Genomic DNA, 17,539 nt, shown 5'->3' on the forward strand with positions numbered 1-17,539 from the left:
CTTATTTATCGATAAAACAGTATAAATATTAAAATAAAAATAATACAGGTTAGACAAAGGATTCCTAGCAATCTGCCTCTTTCATTTTTTTCATTGAAAAAGAACACTGCTCCATTTGCCTTTATTACATTCGTTTCCGTTCCTCTGTCTTTTTCGGAAAGTCTCATAACGGATACTAGCTTTGCAAGACAAATAAAAATAAATAAGATAATAGCCACATATTTCACTAATTCCATCTTTGTTGGCCTCCTAACTGAAGAATTCTTGCCACCTGCTCTGCTGTGCGGACCAGGTTTTTTTCTGCTTTCTGAAGCGTGTCCTCCAAACTTTCAACGCTTGCAATTATCGGAAAAGCGGCGCAGATATTTTCAAAAGGAAACTCGGGAAGATCGTCTTTGAGGCTACCACAAATTGCAATGATGGGAATCCCCGTCGGTGTACGTCTAGCTACTCCTATCGGAGTCTTCCCTGATAAGCTTTGGGCATCCATCCGCCCTTCTCCGACCACAACCAGATCCGCTTTGGCGACGCGATGATCAAAGTCCAACTGATCCAAGACAAAGTCAATGCCTTTTTGGATGCGAGCACCTGCAAATTGGACTAGACCTGCTGCCATACCTCCTCCAGCACCCGCTCCTGCTAAATCGAGTAGCATTGGATTAACCAATTTATAAAAGGACTCCATTTTCTTGTCTACTAGTTCAAATTCGGCAGAGGCAAGACCTTTCTGACCTGCAAAAACAAATGTGGCTCCCGCTGGTCCGCAAAGCGGATTCTCCACATCCGTTACCAAATCAATCCTGACTTGAGCTAGATCTACCAACATATCCTCTGTGGAGAAGCTGACAATCTCCCCGATATGAGCTCCAATTGCCTCTACTTCTTTTCCCGCTCGATTATAAAATTTCACTCCTAAACCTGCCGCCATTCCGATACCACCATCATGACTGGCAGAGCCACCTACTCCTATAAATATGCGTTTAACACCATTTTGAACGAGCTCCACAATCAGCTCCCCAACCCCTTGTGTCTTAATAAAGAGAGGACTCCTTTTTTCATGCGGGATACTTGCCAGCCCTACAATCTCAGCCATTTCAAAAAACGCAAGATCATCTTTAACCGCATAGGAAACCTTAATTTTATCTCCAAATGGACCTGTCACCCAAGTCTGGGTTTCATCCAAGGATAAGGCCTGTATTAGACTCTCAACTGTCCCTTCGCCACCGTCTCCTAGGGGAATTAAGTCATACCCTGCTTGTGGGTAAACCTTAGAAAATCCTTTTTTAATCGCTTCAGCAACCTTTGTAGCTGAAAGAGACTCTTTAAATGAATCCGGAGCAATGAGAATATGCATGGTACTAACCTCCTTTATATTATTAGTATATCACGCTCCTATTCAGCTTTCAATAAATCTTTTCTGTTTTTCATCGTCTGTGTTATACTGAAAGAAAGGAGATAAGTATGTATCAAACTATATTATTTGACTTAGATGGAACACTTACTGATTCTGGACAAGGAATCTTAAACTCCGTCGCCTACGCACTAGAAAAAATGGGAATTGAAGAACCAGATACAGCCAATTTAAACCGGTTCATCGGCCCGCCACTCTATGAATCTTTTTCACGATTCTACCAACTCAGCCCTGAAGATACACAAAGTGCAGTTGATGCTTTCCGTGTCTATTTTAAAGAAAAAGGAATGTTTGAAAATCAACTCTATCCTGGAATCATCCCTCTGCTTGAAGAATTGAGAACGGCTGGAAAAACACTAGTAATTGCTACCTCAAAGCCAGAAATATTTGCCAAACAGATTCTAGAACATTTTGGTATCGCTCACTACTTTGATGTCATTGCCGGTGCTAGTCTGGATAGTAGTCGCATCAGTAAGGCGGACGTCATCGGCCATGCTATAAATCAATTAGAAGCATTTCCAAACCATGCTGTGATGATTGGAGATAGGGAACATGACATTGAAGGAGCACGCAGGCACCAACTTCCCGCCATCGGTGTTCTTTACGGCTATGGGAGCAAACAGGAATTTGAAAAGGCTGGGGCCACCATGATAGTCGAAACCGTCCAAGATTTGAAAAAGGTTTTACTGACAACAGAATAGAAGAGGCTGGGCAAAAAGACCAACCTCGCTTCTCAGGGTTCGTGTCAACATCTCAGCGCAGTGGTTGATTGGGTTTAACAGTCCAGTGGACTGTTAAAGGTTGGAGATAAGATTTGCGAAGCAAAGTGTTTTACACTCCAAATCTGACAATTACGACTGTTGCGAACAAAGTTCGCTCTATTTCCAACCTCAAAAGGTTCACTGAACCTTTTGAGCTGTGCGGGGGCGGGAGTTTAAAAGGTCTGGGAGACCTTTTAAAGTGGGAGATATAAGCTGACGGCAGTCAGCTCACATAAATTGATGTCTGGGAATAGACTGTTTCAGCTCAACAACTTAAAACGAAAAATTGTTGACGAACTCTTTTTTGACCAGTCGAGTTCTTTCCCGCTCCCATTATTTACTATCTAAAATCTCTATTAGTTTATAGAGATTTTTTTCATTTATTTGGTAGGGCGCCTGTTCTTGAACAATCGGTTTAGCACAGAAAGCTACTCCAACTCCTGCTCGTTGAATCATTGGTAGATCATTTGCTCCATCCCCCATGGCAATCGTTTGAGATAGACTCAGCCCATTTTCTGCCGCCCATTCTTCTAAACATGCTTTTTTAGTATCTTTCGTTACAATTTTACCCAATACTTGTCCAGTCAAGACTCCATCTACTACTTCTAATCGATTAGCCCGAACATAGTCTAACTCTAACTGTGCAGCTAGTCGATCGACTGTTTCATGAAACCCGCCTGAAACGACTGCTACCTTATAGCCTCGCATTTTTAACTCTGAGACTAATTCTGCTGCTCCAGGCGTAAAGTGGATTTTTTTGATAATTCGATCAAACACAGAAACAGGCAGACCCTTTAACAACGCCACACGTTCACGTAAGGCTTCTTCAAAATCCAATTCCCCACGCATAGCACGTTCGGTAATTGCTGCAACTTGCTCTCCTAAACCGGCCTCTTCTCCAAGTAAATCTATTCCTTCTTCCAAAATTAATGTTGAATCAACATCCATAACTAATAATCCAGTTGTCATCTCCAATATTCCTTTCAAAGTATAAAAATAAAAAGCCAAATGGCTTTTTATCTAGTAGCGAATGGCTTCGCGAGTTTTTTCGTATGAACGTACAAAACGCTCTGTTACACCAGGTTCAACTGTTTCCAGAGCAAATGAAATTTCTTCAAATGCTGCTTGGTAATCAAAATCCTTTTCAAAAATTGATAATGAACGGTTAAATGCTTTTTGCACACTTTCATCGAATGAACGATAACGGTTAGAGTATTGGAGCAACTGCTCTGTTAAAGTCGCATTTTGCACAATCAAATACGCCAACTCTTCCAATTGATTCATATCATACGTTGCATTTTCCAACAAACGGTTAACAACTTCGATATTGATTCGTTTATAGTCTAACTCGGCAATCAAGGCTTCCACATGATCGCTCGTTCTAAAGAAGTTTGTTAAAAATTCAGCTGGAATTCCTGGAAGGTTGCGTTTTTCCATATAACGCTTAAGGGTATGCAATTTGTTGATATAAAGTGTAGCTTTCTTACGCGCTGTGTTCTCTGACAATTCTTGTGATTTAAGATAGTCAGCTAAAACAAGCTGCTCCTCTTCGATTTCTTTCAAGCTTGCCAATGAATGGTCCAAACGCTCTTCCAAAATAGAATATGCAACTTGTGGATTTTCAATGTCTTCCACACTTTCTGTAACAACAATTTCAATCGATTCCAAACGAGCTTTAAGCTGATTGATACGTGAAAGTTTGCTATCTGCCAGCAAGTAAGTTGCATTTAGGCGTTGGCTTTCCTCATCCAAGAGCTGTGTATTTTGGACAACATGCTCCAAGAATTTTGGCAAGTTTTTACTAATCTTAACAGCTTCCTTATTCGCTTCGATCTCACGATTGAAGACTTTATACAAATGATCAATTTTTGCTTGAATTCCCTCATTTTCAGCTTCTGCGGCATCCAAATCAAAGGAAACAATCAAAGCAGTATTTTCACGAATTGAAACGCGAATATTTTGAAACTGTGACTCGATGTTAGCTTCTGTGAACAAATAATTCTGCTCAACCAGTTTACGATAACCCGACTCCAAATCTTCCAATTGCTCTGGGAAATCTTTTGTAACTCGTTCAATCAAACTTGGAATGCGATCCATGATTTGATTGAGAGCAATCATATGCTCTTCAGCCTTATCAAGGATTTCAGAAGCTTCAATCGGGTCACCTGAGGAATTGAGCATCACAAATTCAGAAAACTCAACTTCAATATTTTTCAATTGTTTCTCAAGTTCTGGTAATGTCTCACCATAGCTATCTGGATTTTCACGAACAGCTTCCTGTAAACTATCGAACAAGTTTAACGCATGTTTTACACGACCAGAGTTTTTCTCTTCTTGCTCCTTCAACTCCATCAAACCATGACGGATAGAGGCGATGTCTTCTTCAATTAAATCAATTTGGCTTTCGATACTGTCGATAGCGTTCTTTGCACTCACAAAGCGAAAGGCATTGTTATAACCTTCTGCCTCAAAGAGATGATTTTCAATGTCGGCAAATGAATTGAGCGACAAATCAACCCATTTTTGATTCCATTCACGGAATGACACCTGACTTTGACCAATCAAATGAAGTGCTTTGACAGCTTCGACTTCTTCATTAACTGGAAGGTTAAATAGCTCTTCCTTACGTTCTTCCAATGCAACCAAAAGGTTGTCATTTCGTTTACGAACAATCAGGCAAGCTACATAGGCAATGATTAAAATAATAACAATCGAAACGATTAAGATGATTGTTCCTGTAGGCATGTAAATCTCCTTAGCTCATAGTAATTACTAGAAAATATCGCTTAATTATACCATAAATCTCTAGTATATGCACTTGTTTTTTTAGTTTTTAGACATCCAATGTTGAATAAACAGCATTTTCCTCGATAAACTCTCGACGAGGTTCAACCTTATCCCCCATTAACATGTCAAAAATCTTATCGGCTTCTGCCGCATCATCAACTGAAACGCGTGCCATGAGACGATTTTCAGGATTCATCGTAGTTTCCCACAACTGATGATCATCCATTTCTCCCAAACCTTTGTAACGTTGAATCGTTGGCTTGGACCGTCCCGTACTATGTCTTTCTAAGGCATCTTGCAATTCTTGCTCTTGATTAACCCCAGGTTGAATATATTCTTTTATCTCACTTCCAACCTTGATACCGTAAATAGGTGGTTGAGCGATATATACGTATCCCGCTTCTACAACAGGACGCATGTAGCGGTAAAATAATGTCAGAAGGAGTGTCCGAATATGGGCACCATCGACATCGGCATCTGTCATAATGACTAATTTTTGATAACGTGCCTTGCTAACGTCGAAATCAGCACCAAAGCCAGTTCCCATAGCTGTAAATAGACTACGGATTTCTTCGTTGGCCAAAATCTTGTCCATGCTGGCTTTTTCTACGTTCAAAATCTTACCACGAATCGGTAAAATAGCCTGAAATTCACGGTCGCGACCGGATTTAGCTGAACCACCGGCTGAGTCCCCCTCAACGATGAAAAGCTCTGTCTTCGTTGCATCATTTGAGGAACAGTCTGCTAACTTACCTGGGAGGTTTGAAATCTCAAGACCCGATTTCTTACGAGTTACCTCACGCGCACGCTTAGCAGCAATACGAGCCTTGCTTGCCAAGATCCCTTTTTCAACAATCCGTCTAGCAATCTGTGGATTTTCCAAAAGAAATTCTGCAAAGGCATCAGAGAAAAGGCGGTTGGTAATTTTGACCACTTCGCTATTCCCAAGTTTTGTCTTAGTTTGTCCCTCAAATTGAGGCCCTGGGTGCTTAACAGAAATGACCGCTGTCAAGCCTTCACGCACATCCTCACCAGTCAAATTATCCTCATTTTCTTTGAGAATTTTATTTTTCTTGGCGTAGTCGTTGATAACACGTGTCAGAGCTGTACGGAATCCTTGCTCATGGGTACCACCTTCATGTGTGTGAATATTGTTGGCAAAACTAACTACGTTTTCATGATAACTCGTCGTATATTGCATGGCAACCTCAACGGTAATATCATCCATCTCCCCTTCTGTATAGATAGGGGTCTCAAAAATGACATCCTTGTTCTCATTAAGATACTCAACGTAGGAAGCAATACCACCTTCGTAGTGATATTCCTTTGTTTGCTCCACTCCCTCACGTTTGTCCGTAATAGAGAGATTTAAACCACGATTTAGGAAGGCCAATTCTTGGATCCGCTTATTTAATTTTGCAAAGTCGAACTCAGTCGTCTCAGTAAAAATTTCTGGATCAGGTGTAAAGTGTACAGTTGTACCAGAACGGTCTGTTTCTCCAACAACCTCCAAATCTGCAACGACTTCACCACGTTTATACTCTTGGAAATAGACCTGACCATTTTTGTAGACATGGACATCTAGCTGAGTAGATAGGGCGTTTACGACTGATGAACCTACGCCGTGCAATCCCCCTGAGACCTTATAACCGCCTCCGCCAAATTTACCACCTGCATGGAGCACTGTAAAGACAGTTTCTACCGCTGGACGACCAGTTTTTTCCTGAATATCTACCGGAATCCCACGTCCATTATCAATAACCGTGATGGAGTTATCTGGCTCAATATAAACTTCAATTTTATCCGCAAAACCAGCCAGCGCCTCATCGATTGAGTTGTCGACAATTTCCCAAACCAAGTGATGGAGACCTTCTTTAGATGTTGAGCCGATATACATCCCTGGACGCATTCGAACAGCTTCAAGACCTTCCAAGACTTGAATCTGACTGGCATCATATTCTTGAGCCTTCTCTTGTAAATCTTTGATTTCTTCTGTCATTTCTTTTCCTTATTTTCTATTTGTTGCTCCTTAAAAATAGAAAAGCCAATCCATCTGGATAAAAGCGAAACATATTTTTAGAGCAAAAATCATTCTAACGAATACCCTTTATTATACCATATTTTCTAATATTTTGATAGAAAAAAGAAGAGGAAACATTAGCTCCATCTTCTTCATTACTTTAACGATGATAAACCATTGTTTGAGCTAGGCTTTCCCCATCTCCACCAAATAAATCAACCAATTTATAGGCGAAATCCAAACTTGTTCCAGCACCTCGGCTAGTGATAATTGGACCATCAACGACCACATCCTCTTCCAGATGAATACCTGACGTAATGTCTTTTTCTTTCCCTGGGAAACATGTATAGTGACGACTATCTAACAAACCAGCCTTATCCAGAACAATCGGAGCCGCACAGATTGCTGCTACTGATTTTCCTGATGCAACCGCTCTTTGCAATTCCGTAATCAGGGACTCTGAATCTCTAAGGTGAACAGAACCTGGCATTCCTCCTGGTAAAACAATCAGATCAAAAGAAGACAGGTCCCCATCAAAGACTTGGTCAGTTTGAACACGAATACCGTGCGATCCCTCCACTTCATGACTATCTAAACCAACAATCTGACAGTCAAAATGAGCTCGACGGAATACGTCTACAGGGGCCAATGCTTCGATTTCTTCAAAACCATCGGCTAAAACAACCGCAACTCTTGTCATATAAACCAACTTTCTAACGTTTTATCGTAATTTTTCTATAGCGACGTGATCGACTTGTTTCCTTCTCATCAGCTAGTCGTGACTGATACCCCATTGACAGCACTAGACCAACACCAATCAGATTTGAAACCATGGACGAACCACCTTGGGAGATAAACGGCAAAGGAATACCTGTTAGGGGCAACAAACCCGTTGCAGCGCCAACATTTTCAAACACATGGAACAAGAGCATCATGATATAGCCAGTTGATATGTAGGTATAGTATCGATTATTTGACTTCAACGTTACCCGCAGCATTCGATAAATGAGCAACAAGTATAGTACAATCAATACCGTCCCACCAATAAAACCAAAGTCCTCTCCAATCACCGTAAAAATCATATCACTTTCTCGAACAGGTATAAGAAGATTTGTTTTATTGAAACCTAGTCCTTTTAGGCCACCACTTCCGATAGCTATCAAACTTTGAGCTTGCTGGTAGGTCGTTGATTGGGCATTTTTAAAGGGATCAAGCCAGGCTGCAATACGATTGATTTTATAAGTATCCATCCCCAAATTGTGGAGGAATGTTGTTCCACCAGGAGAAATAAAAATCAGCATAAATCCACCAACCAAAACGATCCCCGTTAAGGCAGTCGGTAATAGAATTTTCCAAGAAACTCCTGATAATAGAAGCATTCCGCTAAAGATTGCAACAAATACTAAGGAGGTTCCTAAATCTTTCTGTAAGGCCAACAAAATCAAGACTGGGATAGTAAACAGTGTCATATAACCAATCAACATAAAATCCTCACGAATTTTTCGATTTGGATAATGTTTGTGAAAGGTGACAATCACCCTTGACAACATAATGATGTAGGCTATTTTCATAAATTCGGATGGTTGGAAAAGAGTCATTCCACCAATCGTTACCCAGTTTTTTGCTCCCGTTGACGCTACTAAGTCTGGACTGTAGAAAAACAAAGGCAATACCATAAGTCCTAGCCCAAGTACGTACAAGTAAGGTGTGATTTGCCACAGAAACTTAGTGGAAAAGAACATGACCAAAAAAGCTGCCACTGTTCCAATTCCTATCCAAGCAATTTGTTGACCAACCATCTGTACAACATTATCCGGATAATCTTGACTAACCGCAATGTAGAGAGAAATAATCCCCACAACTAATAAAAAAAAGACCGGTAAAATAAGTGAGTAGTCTACTCGACTATCGATTGTTCCCCTATTTTTCATCAATTTCCTCATACTTTCACTTCAAATTCTTACTCGTTCCATTATAGCAAAAATCATCTCTCATTGAAACTAAAAATCTAGTTACATCAGTGGGGATACGATTTATACTCAACGAAAATCAAAAGTAGCCCAGGAAACGAAGTCGAAGATAGAACTGGAGTTCATCAAGGCTCTTGACAACGGATAATTCTGATTTTCGAAGAATATTACTAGTGCACAAATCATAAAATGCGTATATCTTCATACCTTCGAACAGACTGAAATATAATGCTTTACCTTCACACACCCCATAAGTTTGCCAAAGCCATGAGTATGTAAACCAATGGCAATCATTTTGGCAATCACGCACGAAAAAAGCCCTCTCTTATTTCTAGAGTCAAAGAAAAAATGGTCCACTGGACCATAACTCGCTCTTTTATTTTCAAGCTCGTGAAAAAACAGTCCGTTAAGGACTGTTTTTTTATTTGAGACCGTATTTTTTGTTGAAGCGATCCACACGTCCATCTGCTTGAGTGAACTTTTGACGTCCAGTATAGAATGGGTGTGAGTCTGATGAAATTTCCACACGGATCAATGGGTAAGTTTCACCTTCGAATTCAACTGTTTCGTTAGATTTCTTAGTTGAACCGCTAAGGAACTTGTAGCCAGTAGTTGTGTCCATGAAGACAACAGTGCGATATTCTGGATGGATATCTTTTTTCATTTTAAAATTCCTTTCTGCCATGGACTCTTTCCGAGCCATAGATTATAACCATTTAAGTTTACCAAAAGTTTGTTCTTATGGCAAGTCTTTTTACCTATTTTTTTAATATTTTTTCAAGTTATAGTACGGAGTTATAGTACGGAAGCACCTGAAACAAGGTCAGAAGTTACTCTGGCGCCAAATCCCCCTCTTGAAGGACTGCCCAAGCTATCAGAAATTCTTTCTTTACCAGCAAGAACTTTCTCAGAAAGCCCTGAGGTCACTAGAATCCTGCCATCCAGCCCAATCAGAACTGCTTCGATACCATCCGTTTCTTCTGCCATCTTATAAATCCGAGTTATTTCTTGACCAAACAGTCGAGTCGTCCAAATCTCACCGTCAACAGATTGTTTGGACACAATGGTCAAACTAGCCAGCTGCGACTCGATTGGATAGCCGGTCTCGGGACTCAAAATATGATGATAGGTCTTTCCATTCACGGTAAGGGTTCTTTCGTAAATACCAGAGGTAACTACTGATTCTTCTCCTATTTTGAGGACGAGGGCATTCTCACCCCGTGTTTTCTGTGGATCCTGAATCCCAATTCGCCAGCAACCATCTGGATTATGCGGAGCCTGACCGAAAGTTAAGACATTGCCACCCAAGTTAATCAGTCCAGCCTCCACACCTATTCTTTTCAAGAAGTCGACAATCTTATCTGCCACATATCCTTTAGCAAGAGCACCCAGATCAATGGCCATACCTTCTTTTTTCAAATAGACTGCCTGCTCCTCATCATCTAATTCGATGTCCCTTGGATTGATGAGCTGGAGTTTTTCACTGATCATTTCTTGAGTTGGAAGTTTGGCATCGCTAAATCCAATCCGCCAGCTTTGCACAAGGGGACCGATGGTAATATTCAAAAAAGATCCCTGAGCCAGACTGTGTTCTTTGCCCAGTTTAATCAATTCATACAGGTCATCGGCAACAGGAACCGCCTGAACACCCGCATTGAGGTTGACCTCCATTAATTCAGAGGTCAAGTCATTGGCAGAAAACCGATCCTTGTAGAGATAAAGAAGCTCTTCTACCTGATCCAAAATCGGTTCTGCATCTGGATGCCATATTTTAGTTTCTATGATAGTCCCCATTAGACGAAGGGAACGGCTACTTGCTTGCATTCCTCACGACCTCTTGAATTTCTTGATAGATTTGCTCATTTTCGGAAAGGGAATAAGAGTTAGCACCGCTGGCTAGTGGGTGGCCACCGCCATCATGGCGTTTGGCAATCTCGTTTATCGGAATGTACTTGCTGCGTAAACGGACCCTGTAATTTCCGTCAGTTTGTTCCACAAAAATCCCCCAAGATTGTACAGTGCCAATCCGTCCTGGAGCCCCAATGATAAATGATGTATCCGCATCGGTCACCCCGTATTTTTCGAGAATATCCTGCGTCAAAATAACACGTGCCGCACCATGTTCATCCACTTCCAAGTTGTCGTAAACGTAACCTGTCAACTTGGCAATCTTGAAATCAATGGTGTCCATCTGGCGAGACATCCTTGCAAAGTCAAAATCTTCCTGACGAAGTCGGGCAACAATCTCAAAGGTGCGAGAGCTGGTTGCTGGATAGAGAAAGCGGCCTGTATCGCCCACAATTCCTGCATAGAGTAGACGAGCAGTTTCCCCGTCCAATTCCAACTGACTTCGAAGGGCCAATTCTGCAATCATTTCACTGCATGAGCTAGCCTCAGTATTGACCCAGAGCAAGTCGCCGTATGGCTCTTCATTGGGGTGATGGTCGATTTTAATCAAGAAATCTCCTTGAGCATAGCGGTCGTCATCCACACGCGCTGTATTGGCAGTGTCTGTCACGATAACCAAGGCTCCTTGATAATCTTGGTCGGAAACCTGATCCATTTCTGCCATCCAAGCAAGATTCGGCTCATTGAAACCAGTTACCTTGATGGTTTTTTCAGGAAAATTCTTCTGCAAGAGCTTTTGCAAACCAACCTGGCTGCCAATGGCATCCGGATCTGGTCGTTGGTGACGATGAATGATGATGGTGTCGTATTCGCGAATTTTTTCGATAATTGTACTGTAAATAGTCATAGCAACTCCTTTTCATCATTTTAGCATAAACTTCCCCTTTTGAAAATGATGGGAGTATGGTATAATAAGATTACTATGTAATTTGGAGGAAATTATGGCACTAGCAAAAATTGTTTACGCTAGTATGACTGGTAACACAGAAGAAATTGCTGACATCGTCGCCAGTAAGCTAGAAGAGTTGGGTTTGGAAGTACAGGTTCACGAATGTACGACTATTGAAACCGAAGAAATCTTGGATGCTGACCTCATCGTGGTAGCCAGCTACACCTATTCTTATGGTGGTGATGGTGAGCTTCCAGATGAAATCGTTGATTTCTATGCTGACCTAGCTGACTTAGATTTGACTGGTAAGGTCTACGGTGTTTGTGGTTCTGGCGATACCTTCTATGATGACTTCTGTAGTGCAGTAGATGCCTTTGATGTCATGTTGGGTTCACGTGGTGCAACTAAGGGTGCCGAAAATGTTAAGGTAGACCTTGCCGCCGAAGATGAGGATATTGTTAACCTTGAGCAATTCGCAACTGACCTTGTTGCTAAACTAGATACAATGAATTAACTGACAAACAGACTGGCTTATCAATAGGTCTAGTCTGTTTTCTTTTAGCCTTTTATTAAGATTGTACACCTATTGCTTGCAATCTTAATAGTTTTGATGTATAATTAACTGGTTAAGTTTTTTAAAAAAGGAGAATTTTATGGCTAAAAAATCAAAAATGGCACGCTATCAGAGACAGTTGGAGTTAATCGAGCGCTATGCGGATTTACGTAAAAGTCTCAAAGAAAAAGGTGACTATCAAGCACTTCGAAAATTGCCTCGCGACTCAAATCCAAATCGACTGAAATACCGCGACAGGACTGATGGCCGTCCGCATGCCTATATGCGAAAATTCGGTGTGAGTCGGATTACCTTCCGTGAATTAGCCCATCTTGGTCAACTTCCTGGGGTAAAAAAAGCAAGTTGGTAACTTCCTCAAACAAGGCTAGTATTCTGCCTTGTTTTTTGCTATACTAAAAAACAACTGAAACAATATACGGAGGTTTATAAGATGAATTTGGATTGCATCCGCGAACAGATTAACACGATTGATAGCCAATTGGTTGAACTACTTGAAAAACGAATGGAGTTGGTCGACCAAGTCACAGCATATAAGCGTGCAACAGGTAAGCCTGTTTTGGATACCAGCCGAGAAAATGCTGTCCTTGAACGTGTTGGAAGCCTGGTTCAAAAGGATGACTACCGCTCTGCCATTCAAGCAACCTTTAGCGATATTATGACCCAATCAAGAGCTTATCAATCTTCCAAGTTAGCGAATCATGAGCAATAAGATGAAACAAGCCATCCAACTCCTTTTCTTTTCCAGCTTAATTGGAGTCGGTGCTGGAATAATCACCACACTTTTTGGGGAAATTCTACTAGGGATTGGAGACTTACGGTCTGAATATTTTATATATCTAATCCCCTTTCTGCCACTTGCAGGGTTGCTGATTGTTTTCATTTATCAAAAATGGGGAAGGGAACTCCAAGCAGGCATGGGCTTAGTCTTCAAAGCTGGACAAGGGGAGAAAGCGCAAATTTCTACAGTTCTCATTCCGCTCATCATCTCTACAACTTGGCTCAGTCATCTTGTCGGTGCTTCCGTTGGCCGCGAAGGTGTAGCTGTCCAACTTGGAGCCAGTCTCTCACACTGGTTACAAAAACATGGTTTCACACACTTGCCCAAAGATATGATAACAAAGATTGGTATGGCCGCAGGTTTTGCAGGGTTATTTCAAACACCATGGGCTGCTAGTTTCTTTGCCATTGAGGTATTAATCGTTGGTCAATATTCTTGGACTAGTCTTCCCTATTGTCTAGTTGCCGCTTTCACGGCTTCTACTACTTCCCATTTACTGGGATTGGAGAAATTTTCGCATACCACCGCTACTACCTCATTCTATTTTACAGATAGTTTTAAATGGCTATTTATTGCCCTTTGCTTCGGGGTTATTGGTAATCTTTTTGCCTGGTTTTTAGAACAAGCAAAAAAGCATTCGACTCGTTGGTTGCCAAATCCTTACCTAAAAATAACCGTCATGGGACTTGGGTTAACAGTCCTGCTATACTTCTTCCATCACGGTCGCTATTCTGGTCTGGGTACCAATTTGATTGAAGCCAGTTTAGTTGGGGAGCCCGTATTTGCTTATGACTGGCTACTCAAACTCCTGCTCACCTGCTTGAGTTTGGCCGCAGGTTTTCAAGGCGGTGAGGTCACTCCACTCTTTGCCATTGGAGCTAGTTCTGGTGCTCTTTTAGCTGGATTACTGGGGCTGCCAGTAGAACTTGTTGCTGCCCTTGGGTATTGTGCCGTATTTGGAACAGCCACCAATACCTTACTGACTCCTCTCTTCATTAGTTATGAAGTATTCGGTGCTAATATCCTGCCCTATGCTATTCCTGTACTTGCCATAGCTTATCTTATAAACAGAAAACAGACTATTTATTATGGGGTGCAGGTGAGGAAATTCAATAATGCAAAAAAGCCTATCATTTAGGCTTTTTCGTATACTCTTCATCTCCCCTGCAGGAATTTTATAGCAAAACACGTTGTTGTATGTTTTAAAAAATACGCTGATTTTAGCTATTTTTGTTATATTTCTGACCTATCTATACTCATTTTTTAAAACTTTTGGGGCGAATTTGGGGCAGACGCACTAAAAAAACACTCCATAAATCAACTTCTCAAGACCTCTGGACAAGGCCTTTTATTATGTCCGCAAAAACGGCAATTTTTAAAAACGTCCGAGATAAAAGTAAGTATTTTTCTATCAAATTTTGAAAAAACGCTATTTTTTTGAAATTCGGGTAACAAAAAAAGCCCCCAGCAAACGCTGAGGGGTTCTGAAATACAATGATAGCGGTTGGGTGGCGTATCCAACATCTCAGGTACTCTCTCGAGTGCGTCAGGAGCCTTTCTGACCTCGCTATCACTATTTTAAATAATCTTTCTCAGAAATAGTTTTCAGACGCTCTTTGTAATTGACAAAGGTTGAAAACTTAAAACGTTTAGGGTCTGTTAGTTTGTGAATATCCTTATCCGATACAGCTTTATTAAAATCAACAATAACTTTAATAAGTTTATTGATAATCATTTTATCGTTATCCATCAACTTATAGTAGTCTGTCACCTCTCGCAATCGAAAGTTAGTATTCAAAAGATATTTCTTATCTTCCAAAATAAGAGATTTCCCTAAATCCAATCCTTCGACATACCCTACCCTGTTTGACGGGCGCAATTTATACTTTAACTGATACCTTTTTGGCATATAACTACGCAGGGGAATAAGGAAAGTCAATTCTTGGATTTGCACCAAAACAATCGCAAAACCACGACCTTTATTCAAGATTTTCTTACTTTGAAAATCATAATCCATAGCTTGGATAATATCAAAATCTTTACACATTTGTAAATCAATTTGACCAAGTTTCAATCTCTTACTCTTCATCTACACCTACCACAAAAAAATCCTACCAACGGGATATTGGCAGGACGCATTTCCAATGGGATACTTCTGTTAACGAGCGCGTCCCTCCGCCCCCTCATTGCCACAAGGCATGGGTTTAACGACAAGCGATGTCGGAACATAGAAAGGAGGTGTTTAAACCGTTTCTGTTCACAATTATTATTCCACACATCCCTATATTTTGTCAAGAAAAATCTTCGCAACCATCATTGACAAAATGGCTATTTTGACAATAATGCACAAGGTATATTTATTTTCCATGTGCGAATAGAAATCATGCAAACCATTGATACGACTGCGTTTGTCTATTTTCCAAGCAAATTCCATGTGCGAATTAATGTGCGGTTCCATTCTATTTCAGCAAACAAAAAAAGCCCAGCAGACCGCTGGGTTGAAAAACTATTTAAACGTACCATAAGGTACGACATTGCGCCGATTTGACTCCTCGCCTGCTGCTACATAGCGACGTACACCGCTATGGCTAACATACGATACCCAAATGTATCCATCGGCAATATAGACCGAATCATAATTAAACTGCTCGCCATTCGTGTACGTTGCCACAACTTTACCGTCTAAACCAGGCTTGTCTCTGACATTGAGCAGAGATACTTTAACGGTCATTGTCCCCTGCTCGTCTTTGACCTTACCGAGATTGCCACTGCTTGCCTGTGTTGCCACTGCAGCAGAGTCGCTGTAAGGCGGATAAAACCAGCCAACAAGATTGCTGATTTGCTGACTAGAATACTGAGCAGGACCACCGACAGACAGATTACCAACTAGGTTCTGCTCAATAGTTTGGACAGTATTGTCACTGACTCCGATAATCAGACCAGTATGCCCATAGTTGATACCGTCACCTGCCCAGTAGTTTTTGACGAAAATAGCTCCCGGACGCGGACTCTCAGAGGTAGGCATATAATGCACCTCAAATCCGTGTTGCTTGGCTGACTTTATCAAATCAATGGCATTGCCCCACAGAGCCTTGCCGAAATATTTTCCACAAATCCAGTTAGGTAGGTCTACACACTGCTTGCCGTACCAACCATCATAGTCTACGCCTTGACCACGGTTGGCAAGGTCTTTGGCGAAGTTGGTGACTTCATTTACTGTTGTCATTTGTCAGTCTCCTTCCACGCATCGTTCATTTGCTTCACTGCTGATTCGATAAAGGTCTCTAACTGTGTATCAGTCATATAGATGTTGTATTTAGCAAGCTGACCTGTTACGCGACGTTTAGCCATGTCTAGCTTGTCTACATGCTTGTCCTGGTCTAGCTTGGCGATTTGTTCAACTGCATTAACAGCGTTCCGTGCCAGAATCTCTGTAATTTCGACCGCTCGCTTACCGCCCTTGGCAATCAGATACTTTTTGACCTCATGGACAATCATACCGGCAACGATAGCTAATATACCAGTAGCAGACCCTATAATAATTTCTGTAAGTTGATTCATACTTATTCTCCTTTTTCGATTTTTTCGATGCGGTCACTCATTAATGACACTTCACCTTTTAAGCCACCGATTTCACGAGCCATCGCCCCCATTTCTGCGGTAGTTTTCTCGAGGTGATTCATCAAACGGTCCTCCCGCTTATTACTTTCTTCCTTTGCTTGCTCATGGAAATCCATGAGCTTAGCTTCTCTCTTATCCGATGTCTTAATCAGATACCGGATGACGAACCCAAATAATAAAATAAACAAAATAGCCCAAGCAACTTGGCTTTGAGCTATTCGTTCTGCGTGTTCGATTGGCAATAGAATTCCTCCTATTCTTTTGGCAATGTCGGATCTGTCCAATCTGGATTTCCGTTTTCATCAAACTGCATGATGTAGAACTCCTCATTGAAGAGATCAGCAACGTTGATTGTCGTTGTAGTTCCGCCCCACTGATTAAAGGCCCACACAGTTTCAACTTCTACGAATTGACGACGGCCGTTGACAATACCTGGTCGACGTTGGACATCACGGTACATATAAAAATCATTTGTCGCATTTTTACAGCGAATAAATTCCCCGTTTTCCTTCATGTACTGCAATGCAGTCGCAAGGTCAAATGGTTCTGTAATAGTTGATAAGTCGAGTAAAGTATTGTTAGTAGTTTCAGTCATGATTATTCTCCTTCGATGATTTCTTCCGCTGGTTTAGTAGCTTCGTCCAGTTGCTTTGTTAACTCAGTAATTTCTGTCTGCAGACCTGCGATGGTCTGCTGTGCCTCAGTTAGTTGCACAGCGAGCAAGTTCTTCGTTGTCATTTCCTCTGACAGTTTTGCCACGAGGTCGTTATTAGTCAAGCGTAGCGCTTGGTTGATTTGTTCTTGGTTCATTTTAAATATT

General features: G+C 41.2%; 21 protein-coding genes. 5 read left to right on the forward strand and 16 right to left on the reverse strand.

Features of this window, described 5'->3' with window-relative positions; translation table 11 throughout:
* Positions 1 to 5: 5 nt before the first annotated feature.
* Both PHA78_RS08480 and PHA78_RS08485 read right to left on the reverse strand, forming a co-directional pair.
* Positions 6 to 236 carry a hypothetical protein gene (locus PHA78_RS08480; protein WP_099808954.1) on the reverse strand — a complete coding sequence of 77 codons (231 nt, stop codon included), beginning with the start codon at positions 234 to 236 and terminating at the stop codon, positions 6 to 8.
* Complete coding sequence (locus PHA78_RS08485; protein ID WP_099808953.1) at positions 227 to 1,354, reverse strand: glycerate kinase family protein; 1,128 nt, start codon at positions 1,352 to 1,354, stop codon at positions 227 to 229. Before PHA78_RS08485 ends, PHA78_RS08480 begins: the two co-directional genes overlap by 10 nt.
* 107 nt (positions 1,355 to 1,461) lie before the next feature.
* Between PHA78_RS08485 and PHA78_RS08490 the strand changes: the two genes are divergently transcribed.
* Positions 1,462 to 2,112 (forward strand): HAD family hydrolase, encoded by a 651-nt coding sequence (locus PHA78_RS08490; protein WP_024377927.1) that lies wholly within the window; start codon positions 1,462 to 1,464, stop codon positions 2,110 to 2,112.
* Between the two features lie 393 nt (positions 2,113 to 2,505).
* Here the strand turns inward: PHA78_RS08490 and serB are convergent, their stop codons facing one another.
* From serB to PHA78_RS08530, 8 genes are all read right to left on the reverse strand, one after another.
* The gene (serB, locus tag PHA78_RS08495) at positions 2,506 to 3,141 is read right to left on the reverse strand and encodes a phosphoserine phosphatase SerB (RefSeq protein WP_024377928.1); all 636 of its coding nucleotides are present in this window, start codon (positions 3,139 to 3,141) and stop codon (positions 2,506 to 2,508) included.
* Positions 3,142 to 3,192: 51 nt separating this feature from the next.
* Complete coding sequence (gene ezrA, locus PHA78_RS08500; protein ID WP_029177154.1) at positions 3,193 to 4,917, reverse strand: septation ring formation regulator EzrA; 1,725 nt, start codon at positions 4,915 to 4,917, stop codon at positions 3,193 to 3,195.
* Positions 4,918 to 5,005: 88 nt separating this feature from the next.
* Positions 5,006 to 6,958 carry a DNA topoisomerase (ATP-hydrolyzing) subunit B gene (gene gyrB / locus PHA78_RS08505; RefSeq protein WP_002939427.1) on the reverse strand — a complete coding sequence of 651 codons (1,953 nt, stop codon included), beginning with the start codon at positions 6,956 to 6,958 and terminating at the stop codon, positions 5,006 to 5,008.
* Between the two features lie 181 nt (positions 6,959 to 7,139).
* Positions 7,140 to 7,679: a DJ-1 family glyoxalase III gene (locus PHA78_RS08510; protein WP_029173712.1), complete on the reverse strand. Its 540-nt coding sequence runs from the start codon at positions 7,677 to 7,679 to the stop codon at positions 7,140 to 7,142.
* A 13-nt stretch (positions 7,680 to 7,692) separates the two neighbouring features.
* A complete protein-coding gene (locus PHA78_RS08515; protein WP_044774858.1) occupies positions 7,693 to 8,922 on the reverse strand; it encodes an FtsW/RodA/SpoVE family cell cycle protein in 1,230 nt (409 codons plus the stop codon).
* Positions 8,923 to 9,370: 448 nt separating this feature from the next.
* A complete protein-coding gene (locus PHA78_RS08520) occupies positions 9,371 to 9,613 on the reverse strand; it encodes a type B 50S ribosomal protein L31 (protein ID WP_012027466.1) in 243 nt (80 codons plus the stop codon).
* A gap of 131 nt (positions 9,614 to 9,744) precedes the next feature.
* Complete coding sequence (locus PHA78_RS08525) at positions 9,745 to 10,773, reverse strand: FAD:protein FMN transferase (RefSeq protein ID WP_105202988.1); 1,029 nt, start codon at positions 10,771 to 10,773, stop codon at positions 9,745 to 9,747.
* Positions 10,760 to 11,704 (reverse strand): DHH family phosphoesterase, encoded by a 945-nt coding sequence (locus PHA78_RS08530; protein ID WP_105202987.1) that lies wholly within the window; start codon positions 11,702 to 11,704, stop codon positions 10,760 to 10,762. The genes PHA78_RS08525 and PHA78_RS08530 overlap by 14 nt, the downstream gene beginning before the upstream one ends.
* A 94-nt stretch (positions 11,705 to 11,798) precedes the next feature.
* Here PHA78_RS08530 and PHA78_RS08535 point away from each other — a divergent pair, with 94 nt between their 5' ends.
* The 4 genes from PHA78_RS08535 (at position 11,799) to PHA78_RS08550 (ending at position 14,236) form a co-directional block, all read left to right on the forward strand.
* Positions 11,799 to 12,260, forward strand: a complete 462-nt coding sequence (locus PHA78_RS08535; RefSeq protein WP_105157017.1) for a flavodoxin — start codon at positions 11,799 to 11,801, stop codon at positions 12,258 to 12,260.
* A 139-nt stretch (positions 12,261 to 12,399) separates the two neighbouring features.
* The gene (gene rpsN, locus PHA78_RS08540) at positions 12,400 to 12,669 is read left to right on the forward strand and encodes a 30S ribosomal protein S14 (RefSeq protein ID WP_002940393.1); all 270 of its coding nucleotides are present in this window, start codon (positions 12,400 to 12,402) and stop codon (positions 12,667 to 12,669) included.
* Positions 12,670 to 12,750: 81 nt separating this feature from the next.
* On the forward strand, positions 12,751 to 13,029 hold the full coding sequence (locus PHA78_RS08545) for a chorismate mutase (RefSeq protein WP_044690963.1): 279 nt from the start codon (positions 12,751 to 12,753) through the stop codon (positions 13,027 to 13,029).
* Positions 13,019 to 14,236: a chloride channel protein gene (locus PHA78_RS08550; RefSeq protein ID WP_044781929.1), complete on the forward strand. Its 1,218-nt coding sequence runs from the start codon at positions 13,019 to 13,021 to the stop codon at positions 14,234 to 14,236. Before PHA78_RS08545 ends, PHA78_RS08550 begins: the two co-directional genes overlap by 11 nt.
* A gap of 435 nt (positions 14,237 to 14,671) precedes the next feature.
* Here PHA78_RS08550 and PHA78_RS08555 read toward each other — a convergent pair whose 3' ends face one another.
* The 6 genes from PHA78_RS08555 to PHA78_RS08580 all read right to left on the reverse strand — a co-directional run bounded on the left by PHA78_RS08555 (position 14,672) and on the right by PHA78_RS08580 (position 17,529).
* The gene (locus PHA78_RS08555) at positions 14,672 to 15,187 is read right to left on the reverse strand and encodes a hypothetical protein (RefSeq protein ID WP_024377092.1); all 516 of its coding nucleotides are present in this window, start codon (positions 15,185 to 15,187) and stop codon (positions 14,672 to 14,674) included.
* Positions 15,188 to 15,604: 417 nt separating this feature from the next.
* Complete coding sequence (locus PHA78_RS08560; RefSeq protein WP_104929572.1) at positions 15,605 to 16,324, reverse strand: CHAP domain-containing protein; 720 nt, start codon at positions 16,322 to 16,324, stop codon at positions 15,605 to 15,607.
* The gene (locus tag PHA78_RS08565; RefSeq protein WP_024376850.1) at positions 16,321 to 16,659 is read right to left on the reverse strand and encodes a phage holin; all 339 of its coding nucleotides are present in this window, start codon (positions 16,657 to 16,659) and stop codon (positions 16,321 to 16,323) included. Before PHA78_RS08565 ends, PHA78_RS08560 begins: the two co-directional genes overlap by 4 nt.
* Before the next feature lie 2 nt (positions 16,660 to 16,661).
* A complete protein-coding gene (locus tag PHA78_RS08570; protein ID WP_014636661.1) occupies positions 16,662 to 16,961 on the reverse strand; it encodes a hypothetical protein in 300 nt (99 codons plus the stop codon).
* Positions 16,962 to 16,972: 11 nt separating this feature from the next.
* On the reverse strand, positions 16,973 to 17,314 hold the full coding sequence (locus PHA78_RS08575) for a hypothetical protein (protein WP_024376851.1): 342 nt from the start codon (positions 17,312 to 17,314) through the stop codon (positions 16,973 to 16,975).
* Positions 17,315 to 17,316: 2 nt separating this feature from the next.
* On the reverse strand, positions 17,317 to 17,529 hold the full coding sequence (locus PHA78_RS08580) for a hypothetical protein (protein WP_024376852.1): 213 nt from the start codon (positions 17,527 to 17,529) through the stop codon (positions 17,317 to 17,319).
* Positions 17,530 to 17,539: the final 10 nt, after the last annotated feature.

This window comes from Streptococcus sp. HN38 (assembly GCF_028335765.1).
GTDB lineage: Bacteria > Bacillota > Bacilli > Lactobacillales > Streptococcaceae > Streptococcus > Streptococcus suis_P.